Source organism: Allobosea sp. UNC402CLCol, from assembly GCF_000745475.1.
GTDB lineage: Bacteria > Pseudomonadota > Alphaproteobacteria > Rhizobiales > Beijerinckiaceae > Allobosea > Allobosea spartocytisi.
Window position 1 is genome coordinate 905,497 of the sequence record NZ_JQJJ01000008.1, and the last position, 17,664, is coordinate 923,160.

General features: G+C 67.0%; 22 protein-coding genes. 12 read left to right on the forward strand and 10 right to left on the reverse strand.

What is annotated here, in order from left to right; all coding sequences use genetic code 11:
- Positions 1 to 103 precede the first annotated feature (103 nt).
- On the reverse strand, positions 104 to 700 hold the full coding sequence (locus tag GY40_RS06315; RefSeq protein ID WP_038359554.1) for a histidine phosphatase family protein: 597 nt from the start codon (positions 698 to 700) through the stop codon (positions 104 to 106).
- A 162-nt stretch (positions 701 to 862) separates the two neighbouring features.
- Between GY40_RS06315 and folP the strand changes: the two genes are divergently transcribed.
- Genes folP through folK form a run of 3 tightly spaced genes read left to right on the forward strand, consistent with a single transcriptional unit; the run spans position 863 to position 2,581 of the window.
- Positions 863 to 1,705 (forward strand): dihydropteroate synthase, encoded by an 843-nt coding sequence (gene folP / locus GY40_RS06320; protein ID WP_038359556.1) that lies wholly within the window; start codon positions 863 to 865, stop codon positions 1,703 to 1,705.
- A complete protein-coding gene (gene folB / locus GY40_RS06325; RefSeq protein WP_038359558.1) occupies positions 1,702 to 2,076 on the forward strand; it encodes a dihydroneopterin aldolase in 375 nt (124 codons plus the stop codon). The genes folP and folB overlap by 4 nt, the downstream gene beginning before the upstream one ends.
- Positions 2,066 to 2,581 carry a 2-amino-4-hydroxy-6-hydroxymethyldihydropteridine diphosphokinase gene (folK, locus tag GY40_RS06330; RefSeq protein WP_051987569.1) on the forward strand — a complete coding sequence of 172 codons (516 nt, stop codon included), beginning with the start codon at positions 2,066 to 2,068 and terminating at the stop codon, positions 2,579 to 2,581. The genes folB and folK overlap by 11 nt, the downstream gene beginning before the upstream one ends.
- A gap of 19 nt (positions 2,582 to 2,600) precedes the next feature.
- On the opposite strand, the gene fabI is transcribed toward folK, so the two are convergent.
- From fabI to GY40_RS06345, 3 genes are all read right to left on the reverse strand, one after another.
- Entirely contained in the window at positions 2,601 to 3,440 is an 840-nt protein-coding gene (gene fabI / locus GY40_RS06335) for an enoyl-ACP reductase FabI (RefSeq protein ID WP_038359560.1), read from the reverse strand.
- A 150-nt stretch (positions 3,441 to 3,590) separates the two neighbouring features.
- On the reverse strand, positions 3,591 to 4,493 hold the full coding sequence (locus GY40_RS06340; RefSeq protein WP_038359563.1) for a DnaJ C-terminal domain-containing protein: 903 nt from the start codon (positions 4,491 to 4,493) through the stop codon (positions 3,591 to 3,593).
- A gap of 159 nt (positions 4,494 to 4,652) precedes the next feature.
- Entirely contained in the window at positions 4,653 to 5,108 is a 456-nt protein-coding gene (locus GY40_RS06345; protein WP_038359565.1) for an RT0821/Lpp0805 family surface protein, read from the reverse strand.
- Between the two features lie 123 nt (positions 5,109 to 5,231).
- On the opposite strand from GY40_RS06345, the gene pdxH reads away from it, so the two are divergent.
- The 5 genes from pdxH (at position 5,232) to GY40_RS06370 (ending at position 8,063) form a co-directional block, all read left to right on the forward strand.
- Complete coding sequence (gene pdxH / locus GY40_RS06350; protein ID WP_038359567.1) at positions 5,232 to 5,846, forward strand: pyridoxamine 5'-phosphate oxidase; 615 nt, start codon at positions 5,232 to 5,234, stop codon at positions 5,844 to 5,846.
- A 53-nt stretch (positions 5,847 to 5,899) separates the two neighbouring features.
- Positions 5,900 to 6,676, forward strand: coding sequence for an SDR family NAD(P)-dependent oxidoreductase (locus GY40_RS06355; RefSeq protein ID WP_051987570.1), 777 nt, complete (start codon positions 5,900 to 5,902; stop codon positions 6,674 to 6,676).
- 16 nt (positions 6,677 to 6,692) lie between these two features.
- Positions 6,693 to 7,172, forward strand: coding sequence for an NUDIX hydrolase (locus GY40_RS06360; protein WP_051987629.1), 480 nt, complete (start codon positions 6,693 to 6,695; stop codon positions 7,170 to 7,172).
- Positions 7,169 to 7,612 (forward strand): TIGR02301 family protein, encoded by a 444-nt coding sequence (locus tag GY40_RS06365; RefSeq protein ID WP_248311099.1) that lies wholly within the window; start codon positions 7,169 to 7,171, stop codon positions 7,610 to 7,612. The genes GY40_RS06360 and GY40_RS06365 overlap by 4 nt, the downstream gene beginning before the upstream one ends.
- Positions 7,613 to 7,817: 205 nt before the next feature.
- Positions 7,818 to 8,063, forward strand: coding sequence for a hypothetical protein (locus GY40_RS06370; RefSeq protein WP_038360309.1), 246 nt, complete (start codon positions 7,818 to 7,820; stop codon positions 8,061 to 8,063).
- Here the strand turns inward: GY40_RS06370 and GY40_RS06375 are convergent.
- From GY40_RS06375 to GY40_RS06390, 4 genes are all read right to left on the reverse strand, one after another.
- Positions 8,060 to 9,331, reverse strand: a complete 1,272-nt coding sequence (locus GY40_RS06375; protein ID WP_038359569.1) for an RNA polymerase sigma factor — start codon at positions 9,329 to 9,331, stop codon at positions 8,060 to 8,062. The two genes, GY40_RS06370 and GY40_RS06375, sit on opposite strands and share 4 nt — an antisense overlap.
- 59 nt (positions 9,332 to 9,390) lie before the next feature.
- Positions 9,391 to 9,816 (reverse strand): YciI family protein, encoded by a 426-nt coding sequence (locus GY40_RS06380; RefSeq protein ID WP_038359572.1) that lies wholly within the window; start codon positions 9,814 to 9,816, stop codon positions 9,391 to 9,393.
- A 74-nt stretch (positions 9,817 to 9,890) separates the two neighbouring features.
- Positions 9,891 to 10,313 (reverse strand): YciI family protein, encoded by a 423-nt coding sequence (locus GY40_RS06385; protein WP_038359575.1) that lies wholly within the window; start codon positions 10,311 to 10,313, stop codon positions 9,891 to 9,893.
- 181 nt (positions 10,314 to 10,494) lie between these two features.
- Positions 10,495 to 11,835, reverse strand: coding sequence for a dihydroorotase (locus GY40_RS06390; RefSeq protein ID WP_038359577.1), 1,341 nt, complete (start codon positions 11,833 to 11,835; stop codon positions 10,495 to 10,497).
- A gap of 151 nt (positions 11,836 to 11,986) precedes the next feature.
- Between GY40_RS06390 and GY40_RS06395 the strand changes: the two genes are divergently transcribed.
- From GY40_RS06395 to GY40_RS06405, 3 genes are read left to right on the forward strand one after another with little or no spacing between them, the layout of a single operon-like run.
- Complete coding sequence (locus GY40_RS06395) at positions 11,987 to 12,886, forward strand: CAF17-like 4Fe-4S cluster assembly/insertion protein YgfZ (protein ID WP_038359578.1); 900 nt, start codon at positions 11,987 to 11,989, stop codon at positions 12,884 to 12,886.
- On the forward strand, positions 12,883 to 13,545 hold the full coding sequence (locus tag GY40_RS06400; protein ID WP_081925188.1) for a DNA-3-methyladenine glycosylase I: 663 nt from the start codon (positions 12,883 to 12,885) through the stop codon (positions 13,543 to 13,545). Before GY40_RS06395 ends, GY40_RS06400 begins: the two co-directional genes overlap by 4 nt.
- Positions 13,545 to 14,159 carry a YfbR-like 5'-deoxynucleotidase gene (locus GY40_RS06405; RefSeq protein ID WP_038359580.1) on the forward strand — a complete coding sequence of 205 codons (615 nt, stop codon included), beginning with the start codon at positions 13,545 to 13,547 and terminating at the stop codon, positions 14,157 to 14,159. Before GY40_RS06400 ends, GY40_RS06405 begins: the two co-directional genes overlap by 1 nt.
- Here GY40_RS06405 and GY40_RS26485 read toward each other — a convergent pair.
- Positions 14,134 to 15,510 carry a TadE/TadG family type IV pilus assembly protein gene (locus GY40_RS26485; protein WP_051987571.1) on the reverse strand — a complete coding sequence of 459 codons (1,377 nt, stop codon included), beginning with the start codon at positions 15,508 to 15,510 and terminating at the stop codon, positions 14,134 to 14,136. The genes GY40_RS06405 and GY40_RS26485 overlap by 26 nt on opposite strands.
- A gap of 304 nt (positions 15,511 to 15,814) precedes the next feature.
- Here GY40_RS26485 and aceB point away from each other — a divergent pair, with 304 nt between their 5' ends.
- A complete protein-coding gene (gene aceB / locus GY40_RS06415; RefSeq protein WP_038360315.1) occupies positions 15,815 to 17,422 on the forward strand; it encodes a malate synthase A in 1,608 nt (535 codons plus the stop codon).
- A gap of 66 nt (positions 17,423 to 17,488) precedes the next feature.
- On the opposite strand, the gene GY40_RS27485 is transcribed toward aceB, so the two are convergent.
- A complete protein-coding gene (locus GY40_RS27485; protein ID WP_156115885.1) occupies positions 17,489 to 17,656 on the reverse strand; it encodes a hypothetical protein in 168 nt (55 codons plus the stop codon).
- Positions 17,657 to 17,664 lie beyond the last annotated feature (8 nt).

Here is a 17,664-nt window from a genome sequence, read left to right on the forward strand (position 1 = left end):
CCCCCGGCCGGGCAAGCCGCCGCTCCGCGCGCCCTGCTAGCACATTCCTCGTGCCAGATCATCCGTGAACCGGTGATGAATGCCGGCGCGGTAAAGCCGAGGCTCAGAGCCACTCGGCCTTGCTGCCCTCGACGACGAGCAGCTTGCCCTGCCAGATCTCGACCATGGACGCCTTCAGCGGCGAGACCGCGCCGACGAGAGCCAGCACCGCACGCGCCACCCCGCCATGACTGACGATCACCGTCTCGCGCTGCAATTCCTCCAGCACCGGCCGCACCCGTTCCGCCAGCATCCGGTAGCTCTCCCCGCCGGGTGGCACGAAGCTCCATTTGTCGCGCTCGCGCAGATGCGCCTGCTCGCGCTCGGCCTTGCGGATATCGCGCCAGGTGAAGCCTTCCCACGCCCCGAAGGTGAGTTCCTTCAATCGCGGATCAACCCGGTATTCGCCCGCCGGCAGGCCGAGATCGCGGCGCAGGATGTCCATCGTCTCCCGCGCCCGCTCCATCGGCGAGCAGATATAGTCGAGCGTCGCGAAGCTCGGCTCCAGCGCCTTGAGCCGCCCGGCCGCCTCCGCCGCCTGCTCGCGCCCGAGCGCGTTAAGCGGAATGTCCTGCCCGCCCTGCAGCCGGCCCTCGCGATTCCAGTCGGTCTCGCCATGGCGGACAAGAATGAGCCGGTGCGGAAGCGAGAGCGGGATCATGCCCGGCTTCTGCACGCCTCGCCGGGGGAGGTCAAAAGCCTAATGCGCCCATCGGCCATGCGCAGGGCCGATCGCGACGATCCGTCGCTTTTGGTGGCCGATCGGCAACAGGCTGTGTATAGGCGCCGCATGAGCCTTATGGCTCCGAATGCGCGGACTGCCATGCCCCCTGCCCTCACTCTCCCCGATGGCCGCCGCCTCGCGCTCGACGCGGGGCCCTTGCTGATGGGCATCGTCAACGTCACGCCGGATTCCTTCTCGGATGGCGGCCTGCTCGGCAGCGCCGACGCGGCGGTGGTGCACGGGCTGCGGCTGGCCGAAGAAGGCGCGGCGATCGTCGATATCGGCGGCGAATCGACCAGGCCCGGCCACGAAACCGTCGATGCCGCGACGGAGCTTGCCCGCGTGCTCCCCGTCATCGCCGGGCTGAAGGCCCGCAGCGCCGTGCCGCTCTCGATCGACAGCTACAAGGCGGAGGTCGCCGAGGCCGCGCTCGCCGCCGGCGCCTCCATCGTCAACGATGTCTGGGGCTGCCGGCGCGATCCGCGCATCGCCGAGGTCGCGGCACGGGCCGGAGCCCCGATGGTGCTGATGCACAACCGCGATACGGTCGATAGCTCTCTCGATATCTTCGACGAGGTGATCGGCTTCCTCGAACGCTCCATCGCCATCGCCACCGCCGCCGGCGTGCCGCGCAGCCAGATCATCGTCGATCCCGGCATCGGCTTCGGCAAGACGCCGCGCCAGAACCTCGACCTGATCCGCGAGCTCGACCGGCTGACCGTGCTCGGCTGCCCGATTCTGCTCGGCGCCTCGCGCAAATCGACGCTGGGCCTCGTCACCGGCCGCAAGGTCCCGGCCGAGCGGCTGGCCGCCACGCTCTCCGCCCATCTCTACGGCGCCAGCCGCGGCGCCGCCATCCTGCGCGTCCATGACGTCGCGCCGCATGTCGACGCGCTCAAGGTCTGGGCCGCCATCGCGGACGAAACGAAGGTGATCCCGTGAGCGAGACCGGCCGCATCCTGATCGAGCAGCTCGATATCTATGCCTATCACGGCTTCTTCTCGGAAGAGGAGCGGCTCGGCCAGCGCTTCGTCCTCGACCTCGTGCTCGATGTCGACCTGCGCGCCGCCGCGCTGAGCGACCGCCTTGCCGATACGGTCGATTACGGCCGCGCCGTCGCCATCGTCAGCGAGGCCTTCACGGCCCGGCGCTATCATCTGCTGGAGGGCGCCGCGCGCGCCGTCGCGCTCTCCCTGTTCGAGGCCTTCGCCCCCGTCGCAGGCGTCGAGGTCACCCTGCGCAAGCCCGCCCCGCCCATTCCGGCGACGCTGGGCGCGGTCGGCGTCAAGCTGAGCTTCCGGCGTGGCGATTGAAGCCGCACTCGCCTTCGGCGGCAATCTCGGCGATCCCGTCGCGGCCTTCGCCGCGTCGCTGATCGCCTTGCGCCGGCATCCGGCCGTCAGGCTCGGGCAGCTCTCCCCGGTCTATCGCACCCCGCCCTGGGGCAAGATCGACCAGCCGGAATTCCTCAACATGGCGGCGCGGATCGAAACCACGCTGACCGCCGACGACCTGCTCGCGCTGTGCCTCGAGCTGGAACGCGCCGGCGGCCGCGAGCGCCGCGAGCGCTGGGGGCCCCGCACGCTCGACATCGACATCCTGACCTATGGCGAGACGGCAATCGACCGGCCCGGCCTCCAGATCCCGCATCCGCGCATCGCCGAGCGCGCCTTCGTGCTGGCGCCGCTGGCGCAGATCCTGCCGGCCAAGCTGATCGGCGGGCGAACGGTCGCGACTTTGCTGGAGGCGATCGCAGACGAAACGATCCGCCGCGACGATGCCGCGACGGATCGGTTGAAGAGATTGCTGGCGCAATAGAGGCCGGCGGCCTTCCGGTTCACTCGCCCTTGTCGAGCGAGATGTCCGGCGCGGTCGGCACCTTCATGCCGACGACATGGTAGCCGGCGTCGACATGCATGATCTCGCCAGTGATGCCGCGCGACATGTCCGAGACGAGGAACACCGCGGTCTCGCCGACCTCCTCGATGGTCACCGTGCGGCGCAGCGGCGAGTTGTACTCGTTCCAGCGCAGGATGTAGCGGAAATCGCCGATGCCGGAAGCCGCAAGCGTCTTGATCGGCCCGGCCGAGATCGCGTTGACGCGGATCTTCGAGGGGCCGAGATCGGCGGCGAGATACTGCACGCTCGATTCCAGCGCTGCCTTCGCGATGCCCATGACGTTGTAATGCGGCATCCACTTCTCGGCGCCGTAATAGGTCAGCGTCAGCAGCGAACCGCCATCCGGCATCAGCTTCTCGGCGCGCTGGGTGATCGCCGTGAAGGAATAGCAGGAGATCAGCAGCGACTTGGAGAAATTCGCCTCGGTGGTCTCGACATAGCGGCCGGTGAGCTCGTCCTTGTCCGAGAAGGCGATGCAGTGGACGACGAAGTCGAGCTTGCCCCAGAGCTTCTCGACCTCGGCGAAGACTGCGTCGATCGTGGCGCCGTCGGTGACGTCGCAATGGCCGACGACATGGCCGCCGAGCTCCTTGGCGAGCGGCTCGACCCGCTTCTTCAGCGCATCGCCCTGATAGGTGAAGGCGAGTTCCGCGCCCGCGTCCGCCGCTGCCTTGGCGATGCCCCAGGCGATGGACCGGTTGTTCGCGACGCCCATCACGAGGCCGCGCTTGCCCTTGAGGAGATTGGCGGTCGGCGAAACGGCGTTGGAATCAGGCATGGGGGACCCGCAGATGAACGAGGAGCAGGTCTCTTAGAACAGTCGCGGGGAAGTGGAAACCGCTTTTGAACGCTGTCCCCACGCCTGGATTGCAGCCCCGCGAGGCCGAACCGGGCCTCGCCCAGGCCCGTTTCTTCGGCTGGCGGCTCGTTACTCGGCGCGCGCCTTCATCAATGCGGAGAGCTCCGCATCGCTCGCCGGCATCTCGATGTCGATGGCGACGAAGAGGTCGCCGGCGGCACCTTTCTCGCCCTTCAGGCCCTTGCCGCGCAGCCGAAACTGCTTGGTCGTGCCGGTCATCGGCGGAATGGTCATTTCCACGGCGCCGGTCAGGGTCGGCACATGCAGCGGCCCGCCCAGAACCGCCTTGGCCAGCGGCACGGCGACGCGCGTGCGCAGATCCTGGCCGTCGATGGTGAAGCGCGGATCGGGCTTGACCTTGATGGTCATCAGTACGTCGCCGGTCTCGCCGGAATAGGGATCGGTCTGGCCGAGCCCGCGCAGGCGCATGACCTTGCCGTCGCTCACCCCTTCGGGAATGGTGATCTCGACCTCGCGCCCGCCCGGCAGCTTGACACGCCGCGTGGCGCCGCTGACCGCCTGAGCCAGCGTCACCTCGAGCGTGAAGCTCTGCTCCGGCGGCTTCTGCGGCTCGGCCTTGCCGCGCGCGCGGCGGCCGGCCTCGCCGAAGAGCGAGGAGAAGATGTCGGAGGCATCGAATCCGGCGTCGCCACCACGGCCGAAAGGCGCGCCCTGGCCGAAATTGAACTCGAAGCCGCCGGCCCGGCCGCCACGGCCGGCGCCCATCCCCTCGAAGCCCTGGAATTTCGGCTTGCCCTCGCCGTCGATCTCGCCGCGGTCGAACTGCTTGCGCTTGGTCTCGTCGCCCAGCACCTCATAGGCCGTGTTCAGCTCGGCGAACCTGTCCTGCGCCTTCGGATCGTCCCGGTTCGCGTCAGGGTGCAGCTCCTTGGCGCGGCGACGGAAAGCCTTCTTGATCTCCGCATCGCTCGCGCCGCGGGCGACGCCCAGAACCTGATACGGATCGCGCATCCAAAAACCTCGTTTCCACGCAAGACTAGGACGGCCCCGTCTGCCGGCAAGCCGTCCGCTACGCCTTATCTGGGGATGGTGTGGCCCGTACGCAACATCTTGCGGGATACGCTTCCGCTCCCGCCTTACCGGCCGAGGCGAATGGCCCAGGCGGATGCTCTAGCCCAGCCCCTTCCAGGGCTCCATGTCCTTGACCGCCCAATCTCCGCCCGAGGGGCGGCAGGCGGTGCCTTGCAGCTTGAGCGGCCGGGTCTGCGTCTGGACGCTGGCGATGAAGGCCCGGCAGATTTCGTCGGCGCGCAGGAACGGGCCGCCGACGGGCACGAAGGAGCCCTTGATGCCGGTTTGCGGATTGTCCCAGGAGACGGCGGCGCCATTGCCCTGCGGGTCGAGCGCGATCGACATGGCGCCATCCGCCCGGCGCAGATCCTCGGGACCGAGCTCGCTGGCGAGGGTGCCCAGCCCGGCGGCCTTGTCCGGCCCCCGGCTCGGCAGGATGGCGGAGGTCGTCGCGACCTCGTCCTCGCTCTTGCTCGACAGGCCGAGAATCGGAAAGGACACCGAGCAGCCGGCGGCCAGCAGCCCCAACGCGACGGCAGCGACGCATGAGCGCATGGGCGCCACGCAGCGAGGAAGGCTTTGGAACGCCTCCGCCCCTGCCCTATATAAATCAGCCGCCCGAAACCGGATCACTTTGCGCTCGCCCAACGCCCACTTCCAATTGCTGAGGATTAGACTGTGCAACCGTTAACGAGCGGTGACTTCACCGAGGAAAACGAGCCTTTCGCGCTGTTTCAGAGCTGGTTGGACGAGGCGGTGAAGTCCGAGCCCAACGACCCGACCGGCATGGCGCTCTCCACCGTGGACGGCGATGGAATGCCCAACAGCCGCATGGTTCTGCTCAAGGGGCATGGGCCGGACGGCTTCGTGTTCTACACCAATACCGAGAGCCAGAAGGGCGAGGAACTGCTCGGCCAGCCCAAGGCCGCGGCTCTCTTCCATTGGAAGAGCCTGCGCCGGCAGATCCGCATCCGCGGCACGGTCGCGCTCGTCACCGATGCCGAATCGGACGCCTATTTCCGGTCCCGCCCGCGCGACAGCCGAATCGGGGCGTGGGCCTCGCAGCAGTCGCGCCCGCTGGAAAGCCGCTTCGCGCTGGAGAAGGCCGTCGCAAGCTATGCGCTCAAATTCGGCGTCGGCGAGATTCCGCGCCCGCCTTATTGGCGTGGCTTTCGCATCACCCCGGTCTATATCGAGTTCTGGCGCGACGGGGCCTTCCGCTTGCACGACCGCATCATCTTCCGCCGGGCCTCGCCATCCGAGCCCTGGACCAAGACGCGCTTCTACCCTTGATGCCGCGCTTCTACCCCTGAAGACACGCCTCTGCACTTGAGGACTCAAGACCCATGGCGATGCCGAAATTCGACTTTCCCAAGACTGAAGCGGGCAAGCGCCCGGTCATGCTGCTGACCGGCGCGAGCCGGGGCATCGGCCATGCCACCGTGATGCAGTTCGCCATGGCGGGCTGGCGCATCCTGTCCTGCTCGCGTCAGGCCTTTTCCGAGAAATGCCCCTGGCCGTCGGGGGCCGACGACCACATCCAGATCGATCTCGGCGACCCCGAGGACACGATGCGCGGCATCGCCGAGATCAAGAAGCGCCTCGCCGCCGAGGGCGGCAAGCTCAACGCGCTCGTCAACAATGCCGGCATCTCGCCCAAGGGGTCGAAGGGCGAGCGGCTGGGCGCCGCCACCACCTCCTTCAACGACTGGCACCAGGTCTTCCAGGTCAATTTCTTCGCGCCGATCATGCTGGCGCGCGGGCTCCTCGACGAATTGACTGCCGCGAAGGGGGCGATCGTGAACGTCACCTCGATCGCCGGATCGCGCGTCCACCCCTTCGCCGGCGCTGCCTACGCCACCTCCAAAGCCGCGCTCGCCAGCCTGACCCGCGAGATGGCCGCCGATTTCGGGCCCTTCGGGATCCGGGTGAACTCGATCTCGCCGGGCGAGATCGACACCGCCATCCTCTCGCCGGGCACGGAAAAGATCGTCGCGACCTTGCCGATGAAACGGCTCGGCAAGACAGAAGAGGTCGCCAAGGCGATCTACTTCCTCTGCACGGATGCATCGAGCTACGTCACCGGCTCGGAGTTGCACATCAATGGCGGGCAGCACGTTTGAGCCGGAGCCGCGCCCGATGACGGCGGGGGACGGCCAGGTCATCCGCTTCCCGGCCGTCGGCAAGGCGCCGGCGCGACCGGTTCTGGCCGCCTCCGTCGCGGTCTTCCGCGACGGCAAGGTGCTGCTGGCGACCCGCACCAAGCCTCCGGCCGACCGGCTCTGGTCCCTGCCCGGCGGCAAGGTCGAAGCTGGGGAGACGCTCGAGGAAGCTGCCTTGCGGGAGCTCGAGGAAGAGGTCGGCGTCACCGCCCGCATCCTCGGCTTCAACCGCCATGTCGAGATCTTCGGCCGCGATGCCAAGGGCGACGTGACACATCATTTCGTCGTCGCCTCCTTCATCGGCGAATGGCTCTCCGGCGAGCCGCGTCCGGGGCCGGAGGCCGGCGCGGTGATGTGGGCCGATCCGCTGAGCCTCGGCGGTCTCGCCACCACGCGCGAGCTTGGCGAGGTGCTGCGCCGCGCCCACAAGCTGTTCACCGGGGGAGCCTCGGTGTGAGGGCGCTCACCGCCGCGCTCGCCATGCTGCTCGCCGTCGCGCCCGTGGCGGCTCTCGCCCAGCAGCGCCCCGCCGCTCCGGCAGCAAAACCCGCACAGGGCGCGAAACCGGCCGAGCCCGTGCCGCCGGAGCCGGATGGTCCGCCCTACGAGCCGCAGCTCCTCCAGCTTGCCGAGATCATGGGCTCGCTCGCCTATCTGCGCACACTCTGCGGCGGCAAGGAGGCCCAGGACTGGCGCGATCGCATGGCGGCCCTGATCGACGCCGAAGGCCGCACGCAGCAGCGGCGGGACCGCTTGACGGCCGCCTTCAACCGCGGCTTCAAGGCCTATTCGCTGACGCACCGGACCTGCACCGACGCCAGCCAGGAGGCCTCTTCCCGCCTCGCCGACCAGGGCCAGCAGCTCTCGCGGATGCTCGCGGGGCGCTATGGCGGATAGGCAACAGATGTTGCACGAATGCGATGTTCGGTGGAATTCTTGCGGTCGCGTTAACCTTTCCTAAACACCACGCTGGCGTGCCGCTCTGGCACGGCCTATGACGGGAACGTCATCAAACGTCGCGATCCGGGGCAGAACCGCCGCGATTCGCTCCAGCCAGAGGCAGCAGAGTCCCGTCTCGATGTCGATCCTTTCAGACGACCCGATGCTCGACCCGAACCTCCCCGAGGACCATGGCGACGCTCGCCGTGTTGCCTACGGTTATGTCGAGGACGCCTTTGCCGAGGGCCAGCAGGACGGGCTGGATTCCGACGCCATGGCCCACGCCGCGCTCTTCGCGGCCCTGCGCACCCTGGTCGAGACCTATGGCGAGGAGGCAACCGCCGTCTTCACCGAGGCTCTGCCCGAGAAGGTCCGCTGCGGTGCCTTCACCAGCGGCACGCGGCACTAGCCGGCAGCCGCCCGCGCCTTCACGGCCCGCTCGGCCATCAGCGCCTGCTCCTTGACGTTACCAGTCAGCGCGACCGCCTGCTCGAAGGCCTCCGCCGCCTCCCGATGCCGGCCGAGCTTGGACAGAAGATCGCCGCGCACGCTCGGCAGCAGGTGATAGCGCTTGAGCGCGGGCTCCGCCGCCAGCGCCTCGACCAACTCCAGCCCCGCCGCCGGCCCCTCCGCCATGGCGACCGCGACAGCCCGGTTCAATTCCACGATCGGCGACGGCGCCACACGGGAGAGCACCGCATAGAGCGCCGCGATTCGCGCCCAGTCGGTCTCCTCGGCCGTACGGGCGCGGGCATGGCAGGCGGCGAGCGCGGCCTGCAGCAGATAGGGGCCGGGCGAAGCTCCCGCGAGCCGCTGTGCCTGCTCCAGCGCAGCAAGGCCGCGCCCGATCAGCAGCCGGTCCCAGCGGGCGCGGTTCTGGTCGAGCAGCAGGATCGGCTCGCCGTTCGGGCCGGTCCGTGCCCGGAGCCGCGAGGCCTGCAGCTCCATCAGCGCCACCAGCCCGTGTACCTCCGGCTCCTGCGGCGCCCGCGCCGCGATGATGCGCCCGAGCCTGAGCGCTTCCTCGCACAATGCCGGGCGCACCCAGTCGTCGCCGGACGTCGCGGCATAGCCCTCGTTGAAGATCAGGTAGACGACCTCCAGCACCGAGGCGAGGCGCTCGCCGAGCTCCGCCCCGGCCGGCACCTCATACGGCACTCTCGCATCGCTCAACGTCTTCTTGGCCCGCACGATGCGCTGCGCCATCGTCGGCTCCGGCACGAGGAAGGCGCGCGCGATCTCCTCGGTCGTCAGGCCGCCGATGAGCCGAAGCGTCAGCGCCACCCGCGACTCCTGCGACAGCACCGGATGGCAGGCGGTGAAAATCAGCCGGAGCAGATCGTCGCCGACCTCGTCATCCAGTGCCGCATCGAGATCGGGCATGGACGGGCCGTCGTCTTCGAGATCGCGGCCGAGCTCTTCCTGCTTGCGCCGCGCCATCGCCTCGCGACGGGCTGCATCGAGCGCGCGATGCTTGGCGACCTGCATCAGCCAGGCGGCGGGATTGCGGGGAACGCCCTCTTCCGGCCATTGCTTCAGCGCCGCGACCAGCGCGTCCTGCGCCAGTTCCTCGGCGCGGCCGATATCGCGCGTCAGCCGCACGAGGCCGGCGATCAGCCGGGGCGCCTCCATGCGCCAGACCGTCTCGACGGTGCGGTGTGTATCGCTTGCCGACATGGGAAGCGATACACACCATCAGCAGCCTGCGCTGGCAAGCGGCGCGCCTCGCGTGCCGTTCAGCCCTTGCCTTCCACTTCGCCCTTGAGGCGATCCCACTGCGCGGCGGTCTCCGGCGTGACGATCTCGCCGAAATCGGCCAGCTCGAACAAGGGCCGGATCTCGATCTCGGACGGGCCGGGCATCGGGTTGGGGCAGCGCTTGACCCAGGCGATCGCCTCCTCCAGCGAGGCGCATTCCCAGAGCCAGTAGCCGGCGACGAGCTCCTTGGTCTCGGCGAAGGGCCCGTCGACGACGGAGCGCTTGGCGCCGTCGAACTGGACGCGCGCGCCCTTCGAGCTGGGCTGCAGGCCGTCGCCGCCCTTCATGATGCCGGCTTTCACCAACTCTTCATTGTAGGCCATCATCGCCTCGAGCAGCTCCTGGCTCGGCGGAGCGCCGGCTTCGCTGTCCTTCGTCGCCTTGACCATCACCATAAAACGCATCGGTTTTCTCCTTTGGAGGGACGGAGGCATCGCCTGCACCGTCCATTGAGTTGGATCTGGGATGCCGGGCCGGCTCAGCCGGGGCGCTTCTCGAATTCGGCGCGCAGGTGTTCTTTCCGTTCGCGCCGCTCCGGCGTCACCAACTCGCCGAAATCCTCCATCTCGAAGACGGGCCTGAGCTCGATTTCAGTGCCACCGTCGAAGGGCGCGCGCTTCAGCCACTCGACGGCCTCGTCGAACGACTTCACCTGCCAGAGCCAGAAGCCGGCGAGCAGTTCCTTGGTCTCGGCGAAGGGGCCGTCGGTGATCGCCCGCTCGCTGCCCGAGAAGCGCATGCGCAGCCCCTTGGAGGTCGGCTGCAGGCCTTCAGCGGCGAGCAGGATGCCGGCCTTGATCAGCTCCTCGTTGTAGACGCCCATTTTTGCAAAGACCTCCGGGTCCGGCATCACGCCGGCTTCGCTGTCCTTGCTTGCCTTGACCAGAACCATCACACGCATCGGTCTTCTCCTTGGGTTTGGGAGAACCGGGCGGCTTCGGCGCGAACCGCCGAAACCCGTTCTCTGACTGCACGTCGAACGGGCGCGGCTGGAATCGACAGCGCCGGGAATCTTTTTTGATTTTTTTGCGGCGTCGCCCGCGTGCTCGTGCAGAGCCGAACGCGGGCGGCGCCGATCCGTTTCAGGCGCCGCGCGGCAGCGCCTCCAGGAAGCGGGCTGGCTCGCCTTGCGACGGCGTCGTCAATTCGCCCTCCCACATCACTTTCAGGCCACGCACATAGGTGCCGACGGGCCAGCCCGTGACGGTCACGCCGTCATAGGGCGTCCAACCGCATTTCGAGGCGATCCAGTCATTGGTGATGGTGTGCTTGCGCTTGAGGTCGACGATGGTGAAATCGGCGTCGTAGCCGACCGCGATACGGCCCTTCCCTTCCAGCCCGAAGATGCGCTGGGGCCCGGCGCTGCTGAGGTCGACGAAGCGCTCCAGCGAAAGCCTTCCCGCATTCACATGGTCGAGCATGATCGGCACCAGCGTCTGCACGCCCGGCATGCCGGAATGGCTCTCCGGATAGGGGTGGTGCTTTTCCTCATGCGTATGCGGCGCATGGTCCGAGCCGAGCACGTCGACGATACCCTGCTCGACGCCCCACCAGATTCCCTGACGATGATAGTCGTCGCGGATCGGCGGATTCATCTGGGCATAGTTGCCGAGCCGCTCGTAGCAGTCAGGCGCGACGAGGGTCAGGTGGTTCGGCAGCACCTCGACGGTCGCGACATCCTTGTGGTCCTTGAGGAAGACCATCTCCTCCGCCGTCGAGATATGCAGGATGTGGACTCGGGCGCCGGTCTGCCGCGCGATGCGCACCAGCCGCCTGGTGCAGGTCAGCGCCACTTCGGGCGAGCGCCAGACCGGGTGGCTCGACGGGTCGCCGGTGATGCGCAAATCCATGCGCTCCCGCAGCATCGTCTCGTCCTCGGAGTGGAAGGCCGCGCGGCGGCGCGTGCGCTTCAGGATCTCGGCGACGCCCTGGTCGTCCTCGACCAGCAGGTCGCCGGTCGAGGAGCCCATGAACACCTTGATGCCGGCCGCGCCCGGCAGCCTTTCGAGATCAGGCACATTGGCGGCGTTCTCATGCGTGCCGCCGACCCAGAAGGCAAAGTCGCAATGCATGCGATGCCTGCCGCGCTTCACCTTGTCGGCCAGCGCCTCCGGCGTCGTCGTCTGCGGGATGGTGTTCGGCATCTCGAAGACACAGGTCACGCCGCCAAGCGCAGCTGCGCGCGAGCCGGCCTCGAGATCTTCCTTATGCTCGAGCCCGGGCTCGCGGAAATGCACCTGGCTGTCGATCACGCCCGGCAGGATGTGCAGGCCGTAGCAGTTCACGACCTCGCCGGCCGAGGCCTGGCCGAGATCGCCCAAGGCCATGATCTTGCCGCCGGTGATGCCGATGTCGCGCGTCACGCGGCCATCCTGATTGACCACCGTGCCGCCCTTGAGGATCACGTCGTAGGTCTGGGGCATGGCGGGTCTCCGGGAGGTTGAGCAAAGACGGGATGCAGCCTACCTATCGGCCAACGCGCCGTCCCGGAAGCCCAAACAGTTTTCGGGTGGCGACATCATCCCCATTCGGCTGACGAACCTCGACCCGACATCAGAACTGGACCGGCTGCCCATGTCCGCCACAAGATTGATCGATCGCGGCGTCATCCGCGTCAGCGGCGAGGATGCCCGCGACTTCCTCCAGAACATCGTGACCAACGAGATGGACGAGGTGACGCCGGAGCGGGCCGGCTATGGCGCGCTGCTGACACCACAGGGCAAGATCCTCTGCGATTTCTTCGTCGTCGCGCTGCCGGCGGAAGATGGCGGCGGCTTCCTGCTCGATACGCCCCTGCTCCAGACTGCCGATCTGATGAAACGCCTGAAGCTCTACAAGCTGCGCGCCAAGGTGGCGCTCGACGACCTGACCGAGTCCAGCGCCGTCCTCGCCTCCGCCGATGGTGCGCCGCTGCCGGCCGATGCCGGCTTCGTCTATGACGACCCGCGCCTGCCGGCGCTCGGCCAGCGCGCCATCGCGGATGCGGCCGGGATCGACAGCCTCGTCGATGCCGAGCCGGAGGCTTATCATGCCCGCCGCGTCGCGCTCGGCATGCCCGCGGGCGGGCGCGACTTCCCCTATGGCGATACCTTCCCGCACGAGGCCCTGCTCGACCAGCTCGGCGGCGTCTCCTTCAAGAAGGGCTGCTATATCGGCCAGGAGGTCGTCTCCCGCATGCAGCATCGCGGCACCGCTCGCACCCGCGTCGTGCCCATCGTCTTCGACGACGGCATCGCCACCGAAACCGGCGCCGAGGCGACAGCCGGCGGCAAGACGCTCGGCACCATCGGCTCGGGCGCGAACGGCAAGGCGCTCGCCCTGCTCCGGCTCGACCGGCTGGCCGATGCGCTCGCAGCCGGGCAGACGCCGCTCGGCGGCGGCCTCGCCTTCCATCTGGCGGAAAAGCCGGGCTTCATCGGCTTCCCCTTCCCCGGCGAGCCGGGCTTCGGAGCCGCCGCAGGAGCCGTCCTATGAGCCAGACAGCTCTCCTGAGCGAGGCAAGTGTCTCCAGCGAGGAACGCATCGCGATCGAGGGGCCGGACGGCAAATTCCGCTGCCGCTGGCCGGGCACCGATCCGCTCTACCTCGCCTATCACGACACCGAATGGGGCGTGCCGGAGTATGATTCCCGCGCGCTCTGGGAGAAGCTGATCCTCGACGGCTTCCAGGCCGGGCTGTCCTGGATCACGATCCTCAGGAAGCGCGACGCCTTCCGCGCCGGTTTCGCCGGCTTCGAGCCCGAAGCGGTCGCCCGCTTCACCGAGGCCGATGTCCAGCGCCTGCTCGCCGACCCCGGCATCATCCGCCATCGCGGCAAGATCGAGGGCACGATCAAGAGCGCGCAGGCCTATCTGAAGCTCAGCGAGCGCGAGCCCTTCGCCGACTTTCTCTGGAAGCATCTCGACGGCCGCGTCCTGCAGAACAGCTACCGGACGCAAGGCGAGGTGCCGACCCAGACCAAAGTGTCCGAGACAATCTCGAAGGAGCTGAAGAAAGCCGGCTTCACCTTCTGCGGCCCGACCATCGTCTACGCCTTCATGGAGGCCTGCGGGCTGGTCAACGATCACCTGACCGGCTGCTTCCGCTGGAGCGAGTGCGCGGCGCTCGCACGCGACAGCCGCCCTGCCGCCTAATGCCCCGGCCCCCCGAACAGCCGCGCGCCTGGCAGCGCATGCTCTCGGGCCGGAGGCTCGATCTGCTCGACCCCTCGCCGCTCGATGTCGAGATCGAGGACATCGCCCATGGCCTCGCCCGCGTCGCCCGCTGGAACGGCCAGACGCGCGGCGCCCATTCCTTCTCGGTCGCGCAGCATTGCCTGCTGGTCGAGGCCATCGCCGGCCATCTCAATCCCGACTGGAGCGACGCATGGCGAATGATGGCGCTGCTGCACGATGCGCCGGAATACGTCATCGGCGACATGATCTCGCCCTTCAAGGTGGTGATGGGCGATGCCTATAAGAGCGTGGAACTGCGCCTGCTGACGGCGATCCATCTGCGCTTCGGATTGCCCGCCGCGACGCCCGCCTTGCAAAAGCGCAGGACCAAGGAGGCTGACACCATCGCCGCCTTCTTCGAGGCGACGCAGCTCGCCGGCTTCGGCCGGCAGGAGGCGCTCAAGTTCTTCGGCCGGCCGCAGGCGCTGCCGCCCGCGGTTCTCGCCTGGCTCGAGCCGCTCGACACCGAGACGGCGCAGGCGCGTTTCCTGGCGCGCTTCGGCGAGCTTACTGCGTCAGGCGGACCTGGCTGATCTCGTTCGCGATCGCCTTGAAGATCGGGCTGAGCTGGGAGGCGGACGTAACCTCGTAATATTTGCTCTGATCCGATGCGCAGTTCTGCAGCAGCGCCGCGTTCCCGTCCATCACGCGGATGGTATAGACGGTGATCCCCGCCTTCTTGATACCCGTGCAGGCAAGCGCCGTCCGCGAGTCGATCGCCGACTGGGAGGTGGTGAACCTGTTTTGAGTATTGTCGCCGTCCGTGAGCAAGATCATGTATTTTTTCAGCCGCGGCGTTTCCGCAGGCTTCGCCTCCGTGAAAGGCACGTCCGTCGAAAGCGTCGCCCATCCCCATACCGCGCCGATCGTGACGTTGGTGTTGCCCACCGGGGTCATCGTGTTGATCTTGCTCGACAGCGACGTCCAATCGGACGTCAGGCCCATCGCCTCGACGAGCGAACTTTGGCCGCACCAGGTCGCCGGATAGGCTTGCGCGTTGGAGGCCGTGGCGCCGCCATCGGTCACGTCATAGTTCTGATCCCGGTCGGCAATGCAGCCTTCACTGTTCGCCCAGGTTGCCTTGGTCAGCGTCTGGAGCTGCGTGCAGGTCTGGTTCTTTTTCCCTTGCCCCGTCGGAACGCAGTTCGACACATCGCTGCCGATCTTGGTATTGGTGTTCGCAAACACGCAGTTCTGGCCCTTGGTGTCGCAAGTGACGCTCACGTTCACGTTACGGGTCATCCCGTAGCGGATCCACTGCTCGTCCTTGAGACTGCGGGAGATCCGGACCTGCGTATTGAAGGGGACGATCGAGATCCTGATCTGATCCGTCTCCTGGGTGGAGTCTTTCATGATCTGGATCAGATCGAGCGACGCCTGCTTCAGCGCTGTCATCTTGCCGCTCTGGGCCATCGAGCCGGTGTTGTCGAGCACGAGAGCAAGCTCGATGGTGTTCAACCCCCAGGTCGACTGGCTCGAGCTGGACACAGCGAGATTGTCGGAGCCGAGGACCCGCGCGATGGTCGTCGGCACCTGCGCATTGGCCACGATTTTGACGGTGCGCGCCGTGCGGTCGATGCTCACCTGGGCACTGGTGAACTCGCTTTTCACGTCGGCCGGCAGGTTGTCCTTGAGCCAGGCATTGACCCGTGCGGTCAGCTGCACATCGGTGAGCTTCTGCGCGTCGCGCGCCGCCATCAGGGCGGCGGAGTCGATCGCGGCGTTCAGCGACTGCCGGGCATTGCTGGCGCGCGAATAATCGACGGCCACGCCGACGACACCCATCAGCGGCACCAGGGCAAGCCCGAACAGCATCAGGATGTTGCCGCTCTGGTCCTTGCGGAACCGGCCCATCATGTCACGCAGGGAACCGAACTTGCTCATTATCCTCTCACCCCCGGCCGAATTGGCATATTCGACGGGGCGAGCCTTGGGCGCCGGAACTTACAAATTACTAAAACCGATTTGAGGAAGTCGGACCTATCTGCGCATTTTGAAGGAAAAGCCGATGCCGTTGCGTCATACGGCGCTAGCTCGCCCACAAAAAGCAACCCTGACGTGTATGACACTCACCTCTCCCGGCATATGATATTATTTCCCTGTAGGAAAAAGTGATCGTCATTTTTTCTGGATTTCGAAATGACCCGTTTCGAGCCAGCATCGACCCAATGTTTCAGGAGGAATGCTGATGTCCGACATCCCCTCGCTCGATCTGCCGGCTGGCGTCGTCGTCAAGGGTGCGCTCGCGCACCGCTTCGATGAAATTCTGACCCGCGACGCGCTCGCCTTCGTCGCCGATCTGCACCGCCGCTTCAACGAGACGCGCAAGCGCCTGCTCGCCCTGCGGGCTGAGCGCCAGAAGCGCTTCGATGCCGACGAGACGCCGGATTTCCTGGCCGAGACCCGGCACATCCGCGAAGGCGACTGGAGCGTCGCGACGATCCCGGCCGACCTCCTCGACCGCCGCGTCGAGATCACCGGCCCGGTCGACCGCAAGATGATCGTCAACGCGCTGAATTCCGGCGCCAAGGTCTTCATGGCCGATTTCGAGGATGCCTCCTCGCCGGTCTGGGCCAATATGATCGAAGGCCAGATCAATCTGCGGGACCGCTGGGCGAACAGGATCGACTTTACCGATCCGACGAACGGCAAGGATTACAAGCTCAAGGCCAAGCCGGCCGTCCTGATCATCCGCCCGCGCGGCTGGCATCTGCCGGAGCGCCATATCGAGATCGACGGTGAGGAAGCCTCGGGCTCGCTGGTCGATTTCGGCCTCTATGTCTTCCACAACGCCAAGGCGGCGCTCAGCCAGGGCTCCGGCCCCTATTTCTACCTGCCGAAGCTGGAGAGCCATCTCGAGGCCCGGCTCTGGAACGACGTCTTCGTCGCCGCCCAGTCGGCGCTTGGCCTGAAGAACGGCACGATCAAGGCGACCGTCCTGATCGAGACCCTGCCCGCTGCCTTCGAGATGGATGAGATCCTCTACGAATTGCGCGAGCACATGGCCGGCCTCAATTGCGGCCGCTGGGACTACATCTTCTCCTTCATCAAGAAGCTCGCCCGCAACAAGGCCTATGTTCTACCCGACCGCTCGCAGGTCGTGATGTCGAAGGCTTTCCTGCGCGCCTATTCGCTGCTGCTGATCAAGACCTGCCACAAGCGCGGCGCCTTCGCGATGGGCGGTATGGCGGCGCAGATCCCGGTCAAGAACAACCCGGAGGCCAATGCCGCCGCCTTCGCCAAGGTCAAGGCCGACAAGGAGCGCGAGGCCGGTGACGGCCATGACGGCACCTGGGTCGCCCATCCTGACCTCGTCCCCGTCGCGATGGAGGTCTTCGATCGGCTGATGCCGCAGGCCAACCAGCTCGGCAAGAAGCGCAACGACGTGAACATCGGCGCCAAGGACCTGCTGGAAGTCCACCAGGGCACGCGCACCGAGGAAGGCTTCCGCGAGAACATCCGCGTCGGCGTCCAGTATATCGAGGCCTGGCTGCGCGGCCGCGGCGCGGTGCCGATCTACAACATGATGGAGGATGCCGCGACCGCCGAGATCAGCCGCGCCCAGATCTGGCAGTTCTGCCAGTACGGCGTCGAACTCGAAGGCGGCATCAAGGCCGATGCCGCGCTGTTCAAGCGCTGCCTGCCGGAGGAGATGGAGCGCGTGAAGGGCGAACTCGGCCCTGAGAACTATGCCAAGGGCCGCTTCCCCGAGGCGATTGCGCTCTTCGAGGCGCTGTCGCTGGCGCCGAACTTCGAGGATTTCCTCACCGTGCCGGCCTACGCCAAGCTCGCCTGACGGGCGGACTCGGGTGATCGCAAAGAGGGCGTCGTCTTCGGACGGCGCCCTTGTCGTTTGAGGACCTCAGCCATGGTGCAGGGACCAGAGGACGCGGATACCGATGACCGCCGCCATCAGGGCGATCGAAACGCAAAGATGCAGCACATCGGCTTTCCAGCCGCCGGCGGAAACGCGCCTTGTGCTTTGATAGACCGCCTCGCGGCGGCGACGGTAGCTGCCGATCACGGACATGAGAGCCT

Coding starts and splice junctions, on each gene's coding strand:
- GY40_RS06315 (WP_038359554.1), bottom strand. CDS start 700: ATGATCCCGCTCTCGCTTCCGCACCGGCTCATTCTTGTCCGCCATGGC.
- folP (WP_038359556.1), top strand. CDS start 863: ATGCCCCCTGCCCTCACTCTCCCCGATGGCCGCCGCCTCGCGCTCGAC.
- fabI (WP_038359560.1), bottom strand. CDS start 3,440: ATGCCTGATTCCAACGCCGTTTCGCCGACCGCCAATCTCCTCAAGGGC.
- GY40_RS06340 (WP_038359563.1), bottom strand. CDS start 4,493: ATGCGCGATCCGTATCAGGTTCTGGGCGTCGCCCGCGGCGCGAGCGAT.
- GY40_RS06345 (WP_038359565.1), bottom strand. CDS start 5,108: ATGCGCTCATGCGTCGCTGCCGTCGCGTTGGGGCTGCTGGCCGCCGGC.
- GY40_RS06355 (WP_051987570.1), top strand. CDS start 5,900: ATGGCGATGCCGAAATTCGACTTTCCCAAGACTGAAGCGGGCAAGCGC.
- GY40_RS06360 (WP_051987629.1), top strand. CDS start 6,693: ATGACGGCGGGGGACGGCCAGGTCATCCGCTTCCCGGCCGTCGGCAAG.
- GY40_RS06370 (WP_038360309.1), top strand. CDS start 7,818: ATGCTCGACCCGAACCTCCCCGAGGACCATGGCGACGCTCGCCGTGTT.
- GY40_RS06375 (WP_038359569.1), bottom strand. CDS start 9,331: ATGTCGGCAAGCGATACACACCGCACCGTCGAGACGGTCTGGCGCATG.
- GY40_RS06380 (WP_038359572.1), bottom strand. CDS start 9,816: ATGCGTTTTATGGTGATGGTCAAGGCGACGAAGGACAGCGAAGCCGGC.
- GY40_RS06385 (WP_038359575.1), bottom strand. CDS start 10,313: ATGCGTGTGATGGTTCTGGTCAAGGCAAGCAAGGACAGCGAAGCCGGC.
- GY40_RS06390 (WP_038359577.1), bottom strand. CDS start 11,835: ATGCCCCAGACCTACGACGTGATCCTCAAGGGCGGCACGGTGGTCAAT.
- GY40_RS06395 (WP_038359578.1), top strand. CDS start 11,987: ATGTCCGCCACAAGATTGATCGATCGCGGCGTCATCCGCGTCAGCGGC.
- GY40_RS06400 (WP_081925188.1), top strand. CDS start 12,883: ATGAGCCAGACAGCTCTCCTGAGCGAGGCAAGTGTCTCCAGCGAGGAA.
- GY40_RS06405 (WP_038359580.1), top strand. CDS start 13,545: ATGCCCCGGCCCCCCGAACAGCCGCGCGCCTGGCAGCGCATGCTCTCG.
- GY40_RS26485 (WP_051987571.1), bottom strand. CDS start 15,510: ATGAGCAAGTTCGGTTCCCTGCGTGACATGATGGGCCGGTTCCGCAAG.
- aceB (WP_038360315.1), top strand. CDS start 15,815: ATGTCCGACATCCCCTCGCTCGATCTGCCGGCTGGCGTCGTCGTCAAG.
- GY40_RS27485 (WP_156115885.1), bottom strand. CDS start 17,656: ATGTCCGTGATCGGCAGCTACCGTCGCCGCCGCGAGGCGGTCTATCAA.